Annotated in this window: 14 protein-coding genes; 6 read left to right on the forward strand and 8 right to left on the reverse strand. The window is 56.6% G+C overall.

Annotated features, from left to right (window positions below):
- Positions 1-149: 149 nt before the first annotated feature.
- Together ghxP and HV242_RS01430 are read left to right on the forward strand one after the other, a co-directional pair.
- Positions 150-1,499, forward strand: a complete 1,350-nt coding sequence (gene ghxP / locus HV242_RS01425) for a guanine/hypoxanthine transporter GhxP (RefSeq protein WP_020882835.1) — start codon at positions 150-152, stop codon at positions 1,497-1,499.
- Positions 1,500-1,651: 152 nt separating this feature from the next.
- On the forward strand, positions 1,652-3,298 hold the full coding sequence (locus HV242_RS01430; protein WP_014168228.1) for a Na+/H+ antiporter: 1,647 nt from the start codon (positions 1,652-1,654) through the stop codon (positions 3,296-3,298).
- Positions 3,299-3,346: 48 nt separating this feature from the next.
- Here the strand turns inward: HV242_RS01430 and HV242_RS01435 are convergent, their stop codons facing one another.
- Positions 3,347-4,228: a LysR family transcriptional regulator gene (locus HV242_RS01435; protein ID WP_025206385.1), complete on the reverse strand. Its 882-nt coding sequence runs from the start codon at positions 4,226-4,228 to the stop codon at positions 3,347-3,349.
- 102 nt (positions 4,229-4,330) lie between these two features.
- Between HV242_RS01435 and HV242_RS01440 the strand changes: the two genes are divergently transcribed.
- Together HV242_RS01440 and HV242_RS01445 are read left to right on the forward strand one after the other, a co-directional pair.
- The gene (locus HV242_RS01440; RefSeq protein WP_032679393.1) at positions 4,331-4,741 is read left to right on the forward strand and encodes a CidA/LrgA family protein; all 411 of its coding nucleotides are present in this window, start codon (positions 4,331-4,333) and stop codon (positions 4,739-4,741) included.
- Positions 4,734-5,423, forward strand: coding sequence for an LrgB family protein (locus HV242_RS01445; RefSeq protein WP_023310063.1), 690 nt, complete (start codon positions 4,734-4,736; stop codon positions 5,421-5,423). Before HV242_RS01440 ends, HV242_RS01445 begins: the two co-directional genes overlap by 8 nt.
- Before the next feature lie 32 nt (positions 5,424-5,455).
- Here the strand turns inward: HV242_RS01445 and actP are convergent, their stop codons facing one another.
- From actP to acs, 3 genes are all read right to left on the reverse strand, one after another.
- Positions 5,456-7,105, reverse strand: a complete 1,650-nt coding sequence (gene actP / locus HV242_RS01450; protein ID WP_014168232.1) for a cation/acetate symporter ActP — start codon at positions 7,103-7,105, stop codon at positions 5,456-5,458.
- Positions 7,102-7,416: a DUF485 domain-containing protein gene (locus tag HV242_RS01455; protein WP_014168233.1), complete on the reverse strand. Its 315-nt coding sequence runs from the start codon at positions 7,414-7,416 to the stop codon at positions 7,102-7,104. The genes actP and HV242_RS01455 overlap by 4 nt, the downstream gene beginning before the upstream one ends.
- A gap of 71 nt (positions 7,417-7,487) precedes the next feature.
- Positions 7,488-9,446, reverse strand: coding sequence for an acetate--CoA ligase (acs, locus tag HV242_RS01460; protein WP_020882831.1), 1,959 nt, complete (start codon positions 9,444-9,446; stop codon positions 7,488-7,490).
- A 423-nt stretch (positions 9,447-9,869) separates the two neighbouring features.
- Here acs and gltP point away from each other — a divergent pair, with 423 nt between their 5' ends.
- Positions 9,870-11,183, forward strand: coding sequence for a glutamate/aspartate:proton symporter GltP (gltP, locus tag HV242_RS01465; RefSeq protein WP_013095082.1), 1,314 nt, complete (start codon positions 9,870-9,872; stop codon positions 11,181-11,183).
- A 73-nt stretch (positions 11,184-11,256) separates the two neighbouring features.
- Here the strand turns inward: gltP and HV242_RS01470 are convergent, their stop codons facing one another.
- Together HV242_RS01470 and fdhF are read right to left on the reverse strand one after the other, a co-directional pair.
- On the reverse strand, positions 11,257-11,931 hold the full coding sequence (locus tag HV242_RS01470; RefSeq protein ID WP_014168236.1) for a tetratricopeptide repeat protein: 675 nt from the start codon (positions 11,929-11,931) through the stop codon (positions 11,257-11,259).
- A gap of 324 nt (positions 11,932-12,255) precedes the next feature.
- The gene (gene fdhF / locus HV242_RS01475; protein WP_080471945.1) at positions 12,256-14,403 is read right to left on the reverse strand and encodes a formate dehydrogenase subunit alpha; all 2,148 of its coding nucleotides are present in this window, start codon (positions 14,401-14,403) and stop codon (positions 12,256-12,258) included.
- Between the two features lie 255 nt (positions 14,404-14,658).
- Between fdhF and HV242_RS01480 the strand changes: the two genes are divergently transcribed.
- Positions 14,659-15,390, forward strand: coding sequence for a response regulator (locus tag HV242_RS01480; RefSeq protein WP_014168239.1), 732 nt, complete (start codon positions 14,659-14,661; stop codon positions 15,388-15,390).
- Here the strand turns inward: HV242_RS01480 and HV242_RS01485 are convergent.
- Both HV242_RS01485 and HV242_RS01490 read right to left on the reverse strand, forming a co-directional pair.
- On the reverse strand, positions 15,387-16,394 hold the full coding sequence (locus HV242_RS01485) for a carbohydrate kinase family protein (RefSeq protein WP_086462941.1): 1,008 nt from the start codon (positions 16,392-16,394) through the stop codon (positions 15,387-15,389). The two genes, HV242_RS01480 and HV242_RS01485, sit on opposite strands and share 4 nt — an antisense overlap.
- Positions 16,391-17,251, reverse strand: coding sequence for a ketose 1,6-bisphosphate aldolase (locus HV242_RS01490; protein WP_032681907.1), 861 nt, complete (start codon positions 17,249-17,251; stop codon positions 16,391-16,393). Before HV242_RS01490 ends, HV242_RS01485 begins: the two co-directional genes overlap by 4 nt.
- Positions 17,252-17,254: the final 3 nt, after the last annotated feature.

Genomic DNA, 17,254 nt, shown 5'->3' on the forward strand with positions numbered 1-17,254 from the left:
ACCCGTTTGTAAGCGCGGAGCTAAACGTTTGCTTTTTCTGTGACGCCCCTTTCGTCGCAAATGCAAAACACGGATTTGACGTTTAGCTGGCAGTGGCGTCTCCACCATGCTTACGGACTTTCTATAAAAACTCTCAGGGGATGTTTTCTATGTCTACGCCATCTGCGCGTACTGGCGGTTCGCTTGACGCCATCTTTAAAATTTCGGCTCGCGGCAGCACCGTGCGTCAGGAAATCGTTGCCGGTCTGACCACGTTTCTGGCGATGGTTTACTCCGTCATTGTCGTTCCGGGTATGCTGGGTAAAGCGGGCTTCCCACCGGCGGCCGTCTTTGTTGCTACCTGTCTCGTGGCGGGCGTTGGCTCCATCGTGATGGGCCTGTGGGCGAACCTGCCGCTGGCAATCGGTTGTGCAATCTCGTTGACCGCCTTTACCGCTTTCAGCCTGGTTCTGGGTCAGCACATCAGCGTACCGGTTGCGCTCGGCGCCGTGTTCCTGATGGGGGTACTGTTTACCGTTATCTCCGCCACCGGCATCCGTAGCTGGATTTTGCGCAACCTGCCTCAGGGCGTGGCGCATGGCACCGGCATTGGTATCGGGCTGTTCCTGCTGCTGATTGCCGCAAACGGCGTCGGCCTGGTGATCAAGAATCCGCTGGACGGTCTGCCGGTGGCGTTGGGTCATTTCGCGAGCTTCCCGGTCATTATGTCCCTGATCGGTCTGGCGGTAATTATTGGTCTGGAAAAACTGAAAGTCCCGGGCGGCATTTTGCTGACCATTATCGGGGTGTCCATTGTTGGCCTGATTTTCGATCCTAACGTTCACTTCTCCGGGATTTTCGCCATGCCGTCGCTGAGCGATGACAAAGGCAACTCTCTGATTGGCAGTCTGGATATCATGGGGGCATTGAACCCGGTGATCCTGCCAAGCGTGCTGGCGCTGGTGATGACCGCGGTGTTTGATGCAACGGGTACCATCCGTGCCGTCGCGGGTCAGGCGAACCTGCTGGATAAAGACGGTCAGATTATCGATGGCGGCAAAGCGCTGACCACCGACTCCCTGAGCAGCGTCTTCTCGGGTCTGGTGGGCGCGGCTCCGGCTGCGGTGTATATCGAGTCCGCTGCGGGTACGGCGGCAGGCGGTAAAACTGGCCTGACGGCCATTACCGTTGGCGTGCTGTTCCTGCTGATCCTGTTCCTCTCTCCGCTCTCCTACCTGGTGCCGGCCTACGCGACCGCACCTGCGCTGATGTACGTTGGTCTGCTGATGCTGAGCAACGTGGCGAAAATCGATTTTGCTGATTTTGTGGATGCGATGTCAGGCCTCATCACGGCGGTCTTTATCGTGCTGACCTGTAATATCGTGACCGGCATCATGATCGGTTTCGCGTCGCTGGTGATTGGGCGTCTGGTCTCCGGCGAGTGGCGCAAGCTGAACATCGGCACCGTTGTGATTGCCGTCGCGCTGGTGGCGTTCTACGCGGGCGGCTGGGCAATCTAAGTTGTCCATTGATGCGAAAACGGGTGGCTCAGGCCGCCCGTTTTTATTTTCAGGACTCATCCCGTTGTCTTTTGCGTTACTCTGGGGAAGATAGAATAACAGGCACGACGCCTTAGGTTTGGCTTTTAAGAAACACAGCAAACAGGGAACGCATGGAAATCTTCTTCACAATACTCATCATGACTCTTGTGGTCTCGCTATCCGGGGTAGTCACACGCGTACTGCCCTTTCAGGTCCCCCTGCCATTAATGCAAATTGCCATCGGCGCGCTGCTGGCGTGGCCGACGTTTGGCCTGCACGTGGAGTTCGACCCCGAACTGTTCCTCGTGCTGTTTATTCCGCCGCTGCTGTTTGCCGATGGCTGGAAAACGCCCACGCGTGAATTCCTTGAGCACGGGCGAGAGATATTAGGTCTGGCGCTGGCGCTCGTGGTGGTCACGGTGGTCGGGATTGGCTTCCTGATCTACTGGGCGGTACCGGGCATTCCGTTAATTCCGGCCTTTGCGCTGGCCGCGGTGCTGTCACCAACCGATGCCGTGGCGTTGTCCGGCATTGTCGGTGAAGGCCGTATTCCGAAGAAAATCATGGGGATTTTACAGGGTGAGGCGCTGATGAATGACGCCTCTGGCCTGGTTGCCCTGAAATTTGCCGTGGCCGTCGCGATGGGCACGATGATCTTTACCGTAGGCGGCGCGACCCTGGAATTCTTCAAGGTGGCGATTGGCGGTATCCTGGCCGGGTTTGTGGTGAGCTGGCTGTATGGTCGTTCGCTGCGCTTCCTCAGCCGCTGGGGCGGCGATGAACCGGCGACACAGATTGTGCTGCTGTTCCTTCTGCCGTTTGCCTCTTACCTGATTGCCGAACATATCGGCGTGTCGGGCATTCTGGCGGCGGTGGCGGCAGGGATGACCATCACCCGCTCCGGCGTAATGCGCCGCGCGCCGCTGGCCATGCGCCTGCGTGCAAACAGCACCTGGGCGATGCTGGAATTTGTCTTTAACGGGATGGTGTTCCTGCTCCTGGGCCTGCAGTTGCCGGGCATCATGGAATCCTCGCTGGTGGCGGCCGAGGCCGACCCGAACGTCGAAACGTGGATGTTGTTCACCGATATCGTGCTGATCTACATGGCGCTGATGCTGGTGCGTTTCGGCTGGCTGTGGACGATGAAAAAATTCAGCATGCGCTTCCTGACGAAAAAACCGATGGAGTTCGGCTCGTGGACCACGCGGGAGCTGCTGATTGCTTCTTTTGCTGGCGTTCGCGGGGCGATTACGCTTGCCGGTGTGCTGTCCATTCCGCTGCTGCTGCCCACGGGCGATGTCTTCCCGGCGCGCTATGAACTGGTGTTCCTGGCGGCAGGGGTGATTCTGTTCTCACTGTTTGTCGGCGTGATAATGCTGCCTCTTCTGCTGCAGCATATTGAGACGGGTGACTCGACTCAGCAGCATAAAGAGGAGCGTATTGCCCGCGCGGCGACCGCCGAAGTGGCGATTGTGGCCATTCAGAAGATGGAAGAACGTCTTGCGGCGGACACGGAAGAGAACATCGACAACCAGCTGCTGACTGAAGTGAGCTCGCGCGTGATTGGTAACCTGCGTCGTCGTGCCGATGGCCGCAACGATGTGGAAAGTTCGCTGCAGGAGGAGAACCTGGAGCGCCGGTTCCGTCTGGCGGCGCTGCGCTCAGAGCGTGCGGAGCTGTACCACCTGCGCGCCACGCGGCAAATCAGCAATGAGACGCTGCAAAAACTGCTGCACGATCTGGATTTGCTGGAAGCCTTGCTGATAGAGAATCAGTAGCCCGTGCGGGCTGATGCCCTCACCCTGACCCTCTCCGCCCGGAGAGGGTCAGGGAACCCAAAACCCTTCACAGCATTTCAGCCACGCCTGCGCGCTGTGCGATAAATAAACCCCTTCGCGCCAAATCATCCCTAACTGCCAGTGCAAATCGCTTTCCAGCGGGATCCAGCGCAGGGTGTTTTTATCGAGCCGTTCGCAAATCGGCTGCGGCAATATCGCAATGCCGACGCCAGCCTGCACCATCGCGGCCAGGAAATCCCACTGCCCGCTGCGCACCGCAATGCGCGGCTTCACGTTGTGTTGATTAAACAGCGCCATCAGCTGGCGGCTGAGGGCGAAATCTTCGTTGTAAATCAGCAGCGGGTGTTCACCGAGCCGTTCGGGTTTCACCGTGTCGACCTTCAGCCAGTCACCAGAGCGGGGGACCAGCACGCACAGCGGATGGCTAAAGAGCGGCAGCGTCGCCAGACCGCTCTCTTCCTCCACGGGGAGGGCGGTCATGGCGACATCCAGCTCGCCGTTGGTGACGGCCTGTTGAACCGTTAAGCCGCCAAACTCGGAAATTTTCAGTTCAACGCCGGGATAACGCTGGCGAAACAGGCTGATGGGGCCGGCCATCATCATCCCAACCATCGGTGGGATGCCGAGGCGCAGCAGCCCTTTTGTCAGGTGATTGATATCGCCAAGCTCCGCTTCCAGCTGGCGGAACTCCGCCAGGATCGCCAGCCCGCGTTCAAAGACGACCCGCCCGGTATCGGTCAGCAGCAGCTTGCGTCCGTCGCGGATAAGCAGGGTGCAGTTCAGTTCATCTTCGAGGTTTTTCAGCATCTTGCTGATGGTGGGTTGGGTGACAAACAACTTCTCCGCTGCGCGGGTAAAACTTTGCTGACGAACCACTTCGACAAAATAGCGCAGCGTTCTTATGTCCATGATTATTCCTCGGAACTATACCTTTGATGATTTTAATTCATTTCAGTCCATTACGTGCGCTCACTATACTGGCGCCTCGTCTCATTTTTGAGGAAAACCCCCATGGCCGTGGCGTTAAGCCGTGTTACGCCTGCCGTTGTGCAACGACTTCAGGTACCGGTTCAGGTACTGCTTTATGCGGGACTGTTTGTTTTCGCGGAATATCTTGTCAACTGGTTGCATCTGCCGCTGCCTGCCAACCTGGTCGGAATGGTACTGATGCTGACGCTTATCCTCTGCCGCGTTATCCCCCTCAACTGGGTACGCGCCGGCGCGCGCTGGCTGCTGGCGGAGATGCTGCTGTTCTTTGTGCCTGCCGTGGTCGCGGTGGTGAACTATGCGCAACTGCTGAGGGTAGATGGCTGGCGTATCTTCGCGGTCATTGCGCTGAGCACGCTGATGGTGCTGGGGGCCACCGCCTGGGTGGTTGATAAAGTGTATCGGTTTGAAATCAGCAGGCAAAAGCATGACTAACTTCCAGATAAGCGTGTTGTGCCTGATTGCCACCCTGGCGATCTACTTTGCCAATAAACGGCTGTATCGCCGTTTTCACGCGCTGCCGCTGATGCCGCTGGTCTTCACGCCGATCCTGCTGGTCCTGATGCTGGTCTTCGGGCATATCTCCTGGCAGAACTACATTGGGGAATCCCACTGGCTGCTGTGGCTACTGGGGCCTGCGACCATTGCCTTTGCGGTACCGGTGTATGACAACCTGGCGATCATCAAACGCCACTGGATGTCGCTCAGCGCTGGCGTGATCACGGCCACGGTGGTGGCGGTCTGCAGTTCCGTCTGGCTGGCCCGGCTGTTTACGCTGCCCGATGAAATTCAGCGCAGCCTGGCCGTCCGTTCGGTCACCACCCCGTTTGCGCTGGCCGCGGCCAAGCCGCTCGGCGGACAGCCGGATCTGGTCGCGTTATTTGTGGTCGTGACGGGCGTCTTCGGGATGGCGGTTGGCGACATGCTTTTTTTGCGGCTGTCGATCCGTGAAGGAATGGCGAAAGGGGCGGGATTTGGCGCGGCATCGCACGGTGCGGGAACGGCACGTTCGTATGAACTCGGGCAGCAGGAAGGGGTGGTGGCAAGCCTGGTGATGATGCTCTCGGGCGTGGTGATGGTATTGATTGCACCGCTGGTGGCGTGGGTGATGTTCTGATTTCCCCGGCCAGTAAGGCCGGGGAGACGAGGTTAGTGCGCGCGGCCTTGCTCGACGCCCAGACCCGTTTGTGAGCGGATAAACTGGGCGCGGAATTTCTCACGCTCCAGGTTACCTTCCGGCGAGTTATCGGTCGCGGAGAAGACCCAGATACCAATAAACGCCACGGCAATGGAGAACAGCGCCGGGTATTCATACGGGAAGATAGCGCTTTCGTGACCGAGGATCTGTACCCAAATCGTCGGGCCAAGGACCATCAGAATCACGGCCGTCAAAAGCCCCAGCCAGCCGCCAATCATCGCCCCACGTGTGGTCAGTTTTGACCAGTACATGGAGAGCAGGATGATAGGGAAGTTACAGCTTGCCGCAATGGAGAAGGCCAGCCCCACCATAAAGGCGATGTTCTGCTTCTCGAACAAAATCCCCAGCAGAATAGCGACCACGCCCAGCACCAGCACGGTGATTTTCGAGACTTTCAGCTCATCACGTTCGCTTGCTCCTTTGCGGATAACGTTGGCATAGAGGTCGTGCGATACCGCAGACGCGCCCGCCAGCGTCAGCCCGGCAACCACCGCGAGGATGGTGGCGAAGGCCACGGCCGAGATAAAGCCAAGGAACAGATTACCGCCTACCGCGTCGGCCAGATGCACTGCCGCCATGTTGTTACCGCCAATCAGCCCGCCCGCCGCGTCTTTAAACGCCGGATTCGCCCCCACCAGCATGATGGCGCCAAAACCAATGATAAAGGTCAGGATGTAGAAGTAACCCATAAAGCCCGTGGCGTAGAAGACGCTTTTGCGCGCTTCACGCGCATCGCTCACGGTGAAGAAACGCATCAGGATGTGTGGCAAGCCAGCCGTACCAAACATCAGACCCAGACCGAGCGAAAGCGCAGAAATAGGGTCTTTCACCAGCCCGCCAGGGCTCATGATCGCTTCCCCTTTCGGGTGTACCGCCATCGCTTCAGTGAACAGATTATTGAAGCTGAACCCGACGTGTTTCATGACCATAAAGGCCATAAAGCTGGCGCCGAACAGCAGCAGGACCGCTTTGATGATTTGCACCCAGGTCGTGGCCAGCATGCCGCCGAACAGGACGTACATCACCATCAGCACACCCACCAGCACCACCGCGATGTGGTAGTTCAGGCCGAACAGCAGTTCGATCAATTTACCCGCGCCGACCATCTGCGCAATCAGATACAGCGCGACCACCACCAGCGAGCCGCAGGCGGAGAGGGTACGAATCGGCCCCTGCTTCAGCCGGTAGGAGGCCACGTCTGCGAAGGTATAGCGGCCCAGGTTGCGCAAGCGTTCTGCGATCAGGAACAAAATAATCGGCCAGCCCACAAGGAAGCCGAGGGAGTAAATCAGACCATCGTAGCCGGAGGTGTACACCAGCGCGGAGATACCGAGGAAGGAGGCGGCGGACATAAAGTCGCCTGCAATCGCCAGCCCGTTCTGAAAACCGGTAATGTTGCCGCCTGCGGTGTAGTAATCATTACGGGAGCGCACGCGTTTCGAGGCCCAGTACGTGATGTACAGCGTCAGCAGCACGAAAATCAGGAACATGATAATCGCCTGCCAGTTGGTTGGCTGGCGCTGTACCTCGCCGGTGATGGCATCAGCGGCGTTGGCGGCAAAGGGAAGTGTGGCGGCAAGCGCCGTCAGGACTCTCTTCATGATGCTTTTACCTCAGCCAGGACTGCTCTGTTAAGACGATCGAATTCGCCATTGGCGCGCCAGACGTACACGCCGGTCAGCACAAACGAAATGATTATCACGCCAATCCCAATCGGAATTCCGCGCGTGACGCTGGTGCCCGCGTGCAGCGGCGTACCGAGCCAGTGTGGGGCAAAGGCAATCAGCAGAATAAAGCCGACGTAAATAATCAGCATGATGATGGAAAGTAAGAAGGCAAACCGTTGCCGTTTATCCACGAGCTCCCTGTAGTGCGCACTATTCTCTATCTGCTGACAAATATCGTTATTCATCAGAGGTCTCCAGAAGTATTTATAGGGGAGGTTTTTTTATTCCCTCTCCCGGGGGGAGAGGGGAGATCGCGTTACGATGGCATTGCGATGGACTGCTTCTCTTCGAGCAGTTTTTCCACCACGCCAGGATCGGCAAGCGTTGAGGTATCACCGAGGTTGCTGGTGTCACCGGCTGCGATTTTGCGCAATATGCGGCGCATAATTTTGCCTGAGCGGGTTTTCGGCAGAGAGTCGGTCCAGTGCAGCACGTCCGGCGTGGCAAGCGGGCCAATCTCTTTACGTACCCAGTTGCGCACCTCGGCATACAGCTCTGGTGACGGCTCTTCGCCATGATTCAGCGTGACGTAGGCGTAAATCGCCTGGCCTTTAATGTTGTGTGGGATCCCGACGACGGCGGCTTCGGCGATCTTCGGATGAGATACCAGCGCGGATTCAATCTCCGCGGTACCCAGACGGTGGCCGGAGACGTTCAGCACGTCGTCCACGCGCCCGGTTATCCAGTAATAACCGTCCTCGTCACGCCGGGCGCCGTCACCGCTAAAGTACATATTTTTAAAGGTCGAGAAGTAGGTCTGCTCGAAGCGCTCGTGATCGCCGAACAGGGTACGCGCCTGGCCCGGCCAGGAATCGGTGATCACCAGATTGCCTTCGGTGGCTCCGTCCAGCGGATTGCCTTCGTTATCCACCAGCGCAGGTTGTACGCCGAAGAACGGTTGAGTTGCTGAACCGGCTTTTAACTGCGTCGCACCCGGCATAGGGGTGATCATAAAGCCGCCGGTTTCGGTCTGCCACCAGGTGTCCATTACCGGACATTTTTCGTTGCCGATTTTCTTCCAGTACCACTCCCAGGCTTCCGGGTTGATGGGCTCGCCAACGGAACCGAGGATGCGCAGCGAAGAGCGGTCAGTGCCTTCAATGGCCTTATCGCCTTCCGCCATTAATGCGCGGATCGCCGTTGGGGCGGTATAGAGAATATTGACCTTGTGTTTGTCGACCACCTGACACATGCGTGCCGGCGTTGGCCAGTTCGGTACGCCTTCAAACATCAGCGTAGTGGCACCACAGGCCAGCGGGCCGTATAGCAGGTAGCTGTGACCGGTGACCCAGCCTACGTCGGCAGTACACCAGTAAATGTCGCCCGGATGGTAGTCGAATACGTACTTGAAGGTGGTAGCGGCATAGACCAGATAGCCGCCGGTGGTGTGCAACACGCCTTTCGGTTTGCCGGTTGAGCCGGAGGTGTAAAGAATAAACAGCGGGTCTTCCGCGTTCATCTCTTCCGGCTGATGCTGGTCGCTGGCTTTTTCAATCAGATCGCTCCACCACAGGTCGCGTCCTTCGTTCCAGTCAATCTTGCCGCCGGTACGCTTGAGGACGATGACGTTGCTGACGGTTTTCACGTTCGGATTTTTCAGCGCTTCATCGACGTTTTTCTTCAGGGGAATGCCACGGCCAGCGCGCACGCCTTCATCGGCCGTGATCACCAGTTTCGAGCTGGAATCGACAATACGTCCGGCTACCGCTTCCGGTGAGAAGCCGCCAAAAATCACCGAGTGAATCGCACCGATGCGTGCGCAGGCCAGCATGGCTACTGCCGCTTCAGGCACCATTGGCATATAGATAGCCACCACGTCGCCTTTTTTAATGCCCCTTTCCAGCAGAACGTTGGCAAAGCGGCACACGTCGCGGTGCAGTTCTTTATAAGTAATGTGTTTGCTTTGAGAGGCGTCGTCACCCTCCCAGATAATGGCCGTTTCATTACCGCGTTCGGCAAGGTGGCGGTCAAGACAGTTTGCTGCCAGGTTCAGCGTGCCGTCTTCGTACCATTTAATGGAGACGTTGCCGGGCGCAAAGGAGGTGTTCTTCACCTTCTGATAAGGTTTAATCCAGTCAAGAATATGGCCCTGCTCACCCCAGAAGACGTCCGGGCTGGAGACGGATTGCTGATACTTCTCGTGGTACTGCTCCGGGTTTATCAGGCAACGGTCCGCAATGTTTGCGGGAATGTCGTGTTTATGTACTTGGCTCATGGCTTTTTTTCTCCTTGTAAGATGTTAATAATATGTCGCAAAAACGTTAATAGTAGGGGCTTTACAAGCTTTGTTTATTATTTGGGCTACAGATCACGCATTGTTTGAAGAGTATGAAAAATGAGCGAATGAAACTTTGAAGGAAAATAATTCACCGTGCCGATTATTCACAATTTCGATTAAAAAAGCCTTTTTATAACAAAAAGTTATTGATGGGAATTGTGACAAACTCACGTCATGACCGCTTTTTGCAGCGAAATGTGCCGTTCTTTAAGGCTTGCGCAACATGCCGCGCAAATGATACTCATACGCCGCGTTAAAAAATCCCATAAACCAACGCAACACAATTCATACCCTTTCAGTATGTATCCATATTCATGCAGTTTATGTGAATAGGGCGCTTCATTGAGGAAGTCAGTTTCTATGAAAAACGTTAAAGTCAGCCTGGCCTGGCAAATCTTGCTAGCCCTTGTGCTGGGTATCCTGCTGGGTAGCTACCTGCATTATCACAGCGACAGCCGCGAGTGGCTGATTGCGAACCTGCTCTCCCCGGCAGGAGATATCTTTATTCATCTGATCAAGATGATTGTCGTACCGATTGTTATCTCAACGCTGGTCGTCGGCATTGCCGGTGTGGGGGATGCAAAACAGTTAGGCCGTATCGGCGCGAAGACAATTCTTTATTTCGAAGTGATCACGACGATTGCCATCATTCTGGGGATCACACTGGCGAACGTGTTCCAGCCAGGATCCGGGATCGATATGTCGCAGCTGGCGACGGTGGATATTTCGAAATATCAAAGCACTACCGCTGAAGTACAGAGCCACGCGCATGGCCTGATGGGAACCATCCTTTCGCTGGTGCCGACCAACATCGTGGCTTCCATGGCGAAGGGCGAGATGCTGCCGATCATCTTCTTCTCTGTGTTGTTTGGTCTGGGTCTCTCCTCCCTGCCTGCCACGCACCGTGAACCGCTGGTCACCGTGTTCCGCTCAATTTCTGAAACCATGTTCAAAGTGACTCACATGGTGATGCGCTACGCGCCGGTTGGGGTGTTTGCGCTTATCGCGGTAACCGTGGCGAACTTCGGTTTCGCCTCCCTGTGGCCGCTGGCGAAGCTGGTGATTCTGGTTCACTTCGCCATCCTGTTCTTCGCGCTGGTGGTGCTGGGAATTGTGGCGCGCCTGTGTGGGCTGAGCATCTGGATCCTGATCCGTATTCTCAAAGATGAGTTGATTCTCGCGTACTCCACGGCAAGCTCTGAAAGCGTACTGCCGCGTATTATCGAGAAGATGGAGGCCTACGGCGCGCCGGCGTCGATTACCAGCTTTGTGGTGCCAACCGGCTACTCCTTTAACCTGGACGGCTCAACGCTGTACCAGAGTATTGCGGCTATCTTTATTGCTCAGTTGTACGGCATTGACCTGTCTCTGTGGCAGGAGATCGTGCTGGTGCTGACCCTGATGGTGACCTCAAAAGGCATCGCAGGCGTACCTGGCGTCTCCTTTGTCGTCCTGCTGGCGACCCTGGGCAGCGTAGGGATCCCGCTGGAAGGTCTGGCGTTTATCGCCGGTGTCGACCGTATACTCGACATGGCGCGTACGGCGCTGAACGTAGTGGGTAACGCCCTGGCGGTGCTGGTTATCGCTAAGTGGGAGCACAAATTCGACCGTAAAAAAGCGCTGGCGTATGAACGCGAAGTGCTGGGTCGTTTTGATAAGACCGCAGACCAGTAAAATAAAAAGGCCGGGGTTAACCCGGCCTTTTCGCACTCCCTCTCTGCCAAAAGAGAGGGCCGTGTAAGAGACTTTACTCTCCACTCAACGCGTCAAATTCTTCACATCCCGTATCAAACCCTTCGGTACAGCTCAGGTTCAGCCAGTAGAGCGCTTTCTGCTTATTCGGCGTTATAAAGCCTTTCTCGCCCTGCTGGAACAGCATTCCGGCCCAGTACTCCGCGTAACCCGTACGCGAAAGGGAGGAGCTGCGTTTGAACCACGACGCGGCTTTGACGTCGTCCTGCGCCACCTCAACGCCGTTGGCATAAATCATCCCCAGCAGCATTTGCGCATCCACCGCGGAGTCGTTGTCGATATCTTCGGTTGCCGTTTGCAGCAGTGCGATGGCCTGTGGATAGTCAGTTTTCCCTGCCTGGGTGTTGACCAGCACGCGTGCCAGCATAATTGCGCCACGTTTACTGCCGGCGATAGTGGCCTGCTGCGCCAGCGCTTTGGCCTGCGCGTAATCGCCCTGTGTAAACTGGATTTGCGATAACAACGCCATGGCGTCGACATCGCCCCCTTTTGCTGCTTTCTCTGCCCACTGCGCGGCCTGCTTGCTGTCGCCGGAACTGAAGTAGGTATCGGCAAGGTAATACTGGGCGCGGGCGTCACCCGCTTCCGCCTGTTGCTTGTACTGGCTGCCAATCTCATCCGCGTGGACGAGTGACGTAAAAAATAACAACATCAGAAAAATTGATTTCATGGATTCTTATCATCTGGGTACACGCCGCGCAGTATAATCGTCGTCGCAGAAGAAAAAAACGGGCGCGGTAAAGGTGAATGAACATTTCCCGGTGCCCACCGCGTTTCGTCTCACAATAATGCTTGTGAAAGAGGGTATTAGACGCTCGCGGGGGAGATTCTCTCACTGAATTAAAATACAAAGCCGGGTATTTATTTCGGTGCTAATGACATTATTGCTGCGGGGCAGCGTGCACAATATATATTGATAATATAAATAGCTTATTAAGAAATAAAAAAGGGGTGAATAAGTCACCCCCTTTTATTCATCGATTAATTAACAGCATTAACCCAACGCGCTTTCACGCAGTCTGGCTTTCAGCTTGCTATATTCGTCAATCACATACTGTTCCGCGGCGTGCTGGTCAGCAATCGGCTCCACGCGTACGGCGCAGTACTTATACTCCGGCGTTTTGGTTATCGGGCTTAAGTTCTCCGTCACCAGTTCGTTGCAGGCACCAATCCACCACTGGTAGGTCATATAGACCGCCCCTTTGTTAGGTCGGTCGCTGACCTGCGCACGGGTAATGATGCGTCCTTTACGCGAGTGCACCCAGATCAGGGCTTCATCTTCAATACCCAGACGCTCTGCGTCAGCGGTGTTGATCTGCGCATAGCCCGGTTCATCCGCCAGTGCCGCCAGCGCAGCGCAGTTACCGGTCATCGAACGACAGGAGTAGTGGCCCACTTCACGCACGGTAGAGAGCACCATCGGATACTCATCGGTGAGTTTATCGATTGGCGCGACCCAGTCGCAGGTGAAGAACTGCGCCAGTCCGTTCGGGGTGTCGAACTTCTCTTTAAAGAGATACGACGTGCCCTGATCGGCCTCTGACTCATCGCGGCACGGCCACTGGATATACCCCAGTTCACCCATTTTCTCATAGGTGGCACCGGTGAAGTCCGGACACAGTTTGCGCAACTCGTCCCAGATTTCCTGAGTGTTGTTGTAGTGCATCGGATAACCCATGCGGGTGGCGATTTCGCTGATGATCTGCCAGTCGGTTTTCAGATCCCACTTCGGCTCCACCGCTTTGAAGAAGCGCTGGAAGCCGCGGTCTGCCGCCGTGTAAACACCTTCATGCTCGCCCCATGACGTTGACGGTAAAATCACATCCGCCGCCGCCGCGGTTTTGGTCATAAAGATGTCCTGGACAATCACCAGTTCGAGATCCTCAAAGCCTTTACGCACCGCTGACAGCTCGGCGTCGGTCTGCAGCGGATCTTCACCCATAATGTAGGCAGCCCGCACTTCACCGTGTGCCGCACGGTGCGGCAGCTCGCTGATGCGATACCCGGTATGTTCCGGCAGGCTCTCCACGCCCCAGGCCCTCGCGAATTTCTCACGATTTTCCGGGAACTTAACGTACTGATAGCCCGGATAGGTATCCGGCAGTGCGCCCATGTCACACGCACCCTGCACGTTATTCTGACCACGCACCGGGTTCACGCCCACATGCGGTTTGCCCAGATTTCCGGTCAGCATCGCGAGGCTTGTCAGGGAGCGTACGGTTTCCACGCCCTGATAGAACTGGGTGACGCCCATGCCCCACAAAATGGCCGCGGTTTTCGCCCCGGCGTACATCCGCGCTGCCTGACGGATCTCTTGCGCGCTTACGCCGGTTATCGCTTCGACGGACTCCGGCGTATAGCCTTCGACAATTTTCCGATACTCGTCAAACCCTTCCGTACGGGTCGCGACGAACGCCTGGTCGTAGAGATTCTCCTCAATAATGACGTGGCCCATCGCATTCAACAGCGCGATATTCGAACCGTTTTTCAGTGCAATGTGCATATCCGCAATACGTGCCGTTTCAATTTTGCGCGGATCGCAGACGATGATTTTCGCCCCATTCTGTTTGGCGCGAATCACGTGGTTCGCGACGATAGGGTGAGAATCCGCCGGGTTATAGCCAAAAATAAACACGAGATCGGTGTTATCTATCTCGTTGATCGCGTTACTCATAGCGCCGTTACCGACCGACTGGTGCAGACCTGCAACCGATGGGCCGTGTCAGACGCGAGCGCAGCAGTCGACGTTATTGGTACCAATAACGGCGCGCGCGAATTTTTGCATTACATAGTTGGTTTCATTACCGGTACCGCGTGAAGAGCCGGTAGTCTGGATCGCATCCGGGCCATACTTGGCTTTGATGGCGCTCAGGCGCGTGGCGACATAATCCAGCGCCTCGCTCCAGGAAACGGCTTCCAGCTTGCCACCGCGCTCGCGGCGGATCATAGGGGTTTTCAGGCGTGGGGTAAGGATTTGGGTATCGTTAATAAAATCCCAGCCGTAGTAGCCTTTCAGGCACAGCGTGCCCTGGTTGGTTTTCCCCTGGGCGGCCTCCGCCCGGACGATTTTGCCGTTATCGACCACCAGGTTGATCTTGCAACCCGAGGCACAATAAGGGCAAACCGTGACGACTTTTTTCATCAGTCTGCTCCAGTTAATCAATGCTTACGCCCCACTATGCAGCTTCTATGCCATGTTTTTATTGTGGGTATCCGCAGACTTTACGGCCAACAGAGGGGCAAAACCCTGACGAAAAACAGCGAATCGTCAAAATTGACGTGTCGAATGGGCAGTGGATGTGACATGGGTTGTAATTCCGTCATGTAAAAGTCAAATTGGCTGGAGCCGACGGCAGAATAGTTCAGACTTAACATAATCCCCTGATGGAAGCATGCGATGAAACCGGCGATTCTGGTGGTTGATGACGATACCGCAGTCTGCGAGCTGCTGCAGGATGTGCTGAGTGAGCACGTCTTTAGCGTGCTTGTCTGCCATAACGGCCAGGACGCGCTGAGTCTGGTTCAGCATGAGCCACACATCGCCCTTGTCCTGCTGGATATGATGCTGCCGGATATCAACGGCCTGCAGGTATTACTGCACCTGCAAAAGCAACGTCCGGAGCTGCCGGTGGTGATGCTGACCGGGCTGGGCAGTGAGTCAGACGTGGTGGTGGGGCTGGAGATGGGGGCCGACGATTATATTGGCAAACCGTTTAACCCGCGCGTGGTGGTTGCCCGGGTTAAAGCCGTGCTTCGCCGTACCGGGGCACTGGCCGCAGACACCCCGGTGCCACGCGTGGCGGGCGTGACGTTCAATGGCTGGACGCTGGATACCTCCCGCTGTGAACTCAGCGATCCGCAGCGTAACCCCGTACCGTTGACCCAGGGAGAATATGGTCTGCTGCTGGCGCTCACCCAGAACGCCCGGCGGGTGCTCAGCCGGGAACAACTGCTCGAGCTGACGCACAGCGAAAGTGCCGAGGTGTTCGACCGCACAATCGATGTGTTGATCATGCGCCTGCGCCGTAAAATAGAAGCCAACCCGCATCAGCCCGCACTCATTAAAACCGTCCGGGGGCTGGGCTACGTCTTTGCTGCCGATGTGTCTCACAGCGAGAAAGCGGCTTAAATATTCTCTTTAATAAACAGCTGCAGCTCGGCCAGCGTTTTTGCCCCATCAATGGCGTTCGCAGCCAGCAGGCTTGCCCGCGCGCAGGCATGGGCCAGGTAAATACTCTCGACCAGCGGCAACGCTTCATGGCAGCCGTATAAGAAGCCTGCGCAGAAGGCATCACCCGCTCCGACGCTGCCGATAATCTCTTCCCGCTCCAGCAACCAGGAGGGGATCCAACGCCCTTCATCGTCCGGTGTTAACCCCCACGCCCCTTCCGGACAGTGGATCACCACCCGCTGACGCACCCCAGCCGCCAGAAGCTGTGAGGCGGCTTCCGCGATATGGGCAATGTGCGGGGCATCGTTCTCGTCGCGCATTTCCAGCCCGCTAAACTCGCCGGCTTCCAGTTCGTTGATGACCAGATAATCAAGATGGCGCAGGGCAGGGAGGACCAGCGGCTGATAGCGCGGGTCACCCTTTCGCGAGACCAGATCGAGCGAGGTTTCATACCCCTGATCGCGCATCTGGGCCAGCAGCCGTGCGCTGCGGGTGCCGTACTCGTCATCGGGCATATCCAGGCTGTCGAGCAGTAACAGGTAGCCGAGATGGAAAATCTTCATCGCGCCGTCGAGGCGGTCGAAGGCGGGCAGATCCAGAAGACGGTTGGCGCCCGGGGAGTGGAAAAAAGTGCGCTGCCCGCTGGGGTCGGTCATAACCTGTGACATAGAGGTTGGCGCAAAGGTCGTGCGCTGCACCCGCTGGCGGTTGACGTGATACTGGTCGAGCATCGCCAGGATGTAATCGCCGTCGCTATCTTCGCCAATCAGGCCGACGGCCTGCAGCGGCAGGCCAACGTGCATTTTGGCCAGCGTCAGCAGGACGTTCAGCGGCGCACCGCCGGTTGAACGTTCGCTGTGGGTAATCTCCGCCAGCCAGCCGCGCTCCGGCCATTGCACAATCTGGTGGACATGATCCACCAGCATATTGCCGGCGGCGATAATCCCTTTACGTTCCATTATGCCTGCCCCGCGCTGCCAAAGATGCGCATTTGCGCGGCGACCGTATCGGTAATCGCCTCCTCTATGCCCAGCAACAGTTCTGCAAATTCATCGTACAGAGGCTGACGTTTTGCCATCCGTTGCTCAACGGCGGAGAGCGCGGCCTGTGACATGCCGGTATAAAAGTTGATTTTATGGATCCCCAGTTCGATGGCGCGACGAAAATCGGCATCGCTGATGCCGGAGCCGCCGTGTAAGACCAACGGCAGGCCGGTCTTCTGGCGAATGGCGTCCAGACGAGGGAAATCGAGTTTTGGCTCGCCTTTGTATTTACCGTGCGCGTTGCCAATGGCGACCGCCAGCGCATCAATGCCGGTGGCATCGACAAACTCGCGCGCCCGCAGCGGGTCCGTAAACAACGCTTCATCCGCATGGCCATACAACGCGCCACCTTCGTCACCGCCTACCGCACCCAGCTCCGCTTCTACCGATACGCCAACCGCGTGGCACATCTTCACCACCTCCCGCGTCTGGCGAATGTTTTCTTCGTAGCTCAGAGTGGATCCATCAAACATCACGGAGCTGAAGCCTACGCGCAGCGCACGTACCACCGCCTCGAAATGCAGGCCGTGATCGAGGTTGAGCACCACCGGAATATCATGACGGGCGGCTTCAAACCTGACCGCTTCGACCAGCGACTCCAGGGAGACATACTTAAAGTGGACTTCCGCAATATTAATGATAAACGGCGAGCGTTCCTGTTTCGCGGCAGCAAACAGCGCGCGCAAAAAATGGGAGTCGAGAACGTTAAACGCGCCGAGCGCGTAGCGGTGTTTCCTGGCGTGCTCAAGACCGTCGGCAAGAGAAATCAATGGCATTAT

The organism is Enterobacter sp. RHBSTW-00593 (assembly GCF_013784105.1).
Taxonomy (GTDB): Bacteria; Pseudomonadota; Gammaproteobacteria; order Enterobacterales; family Enterobacteriaceae; genus Enterobacter; species Enterobacter ludwigii.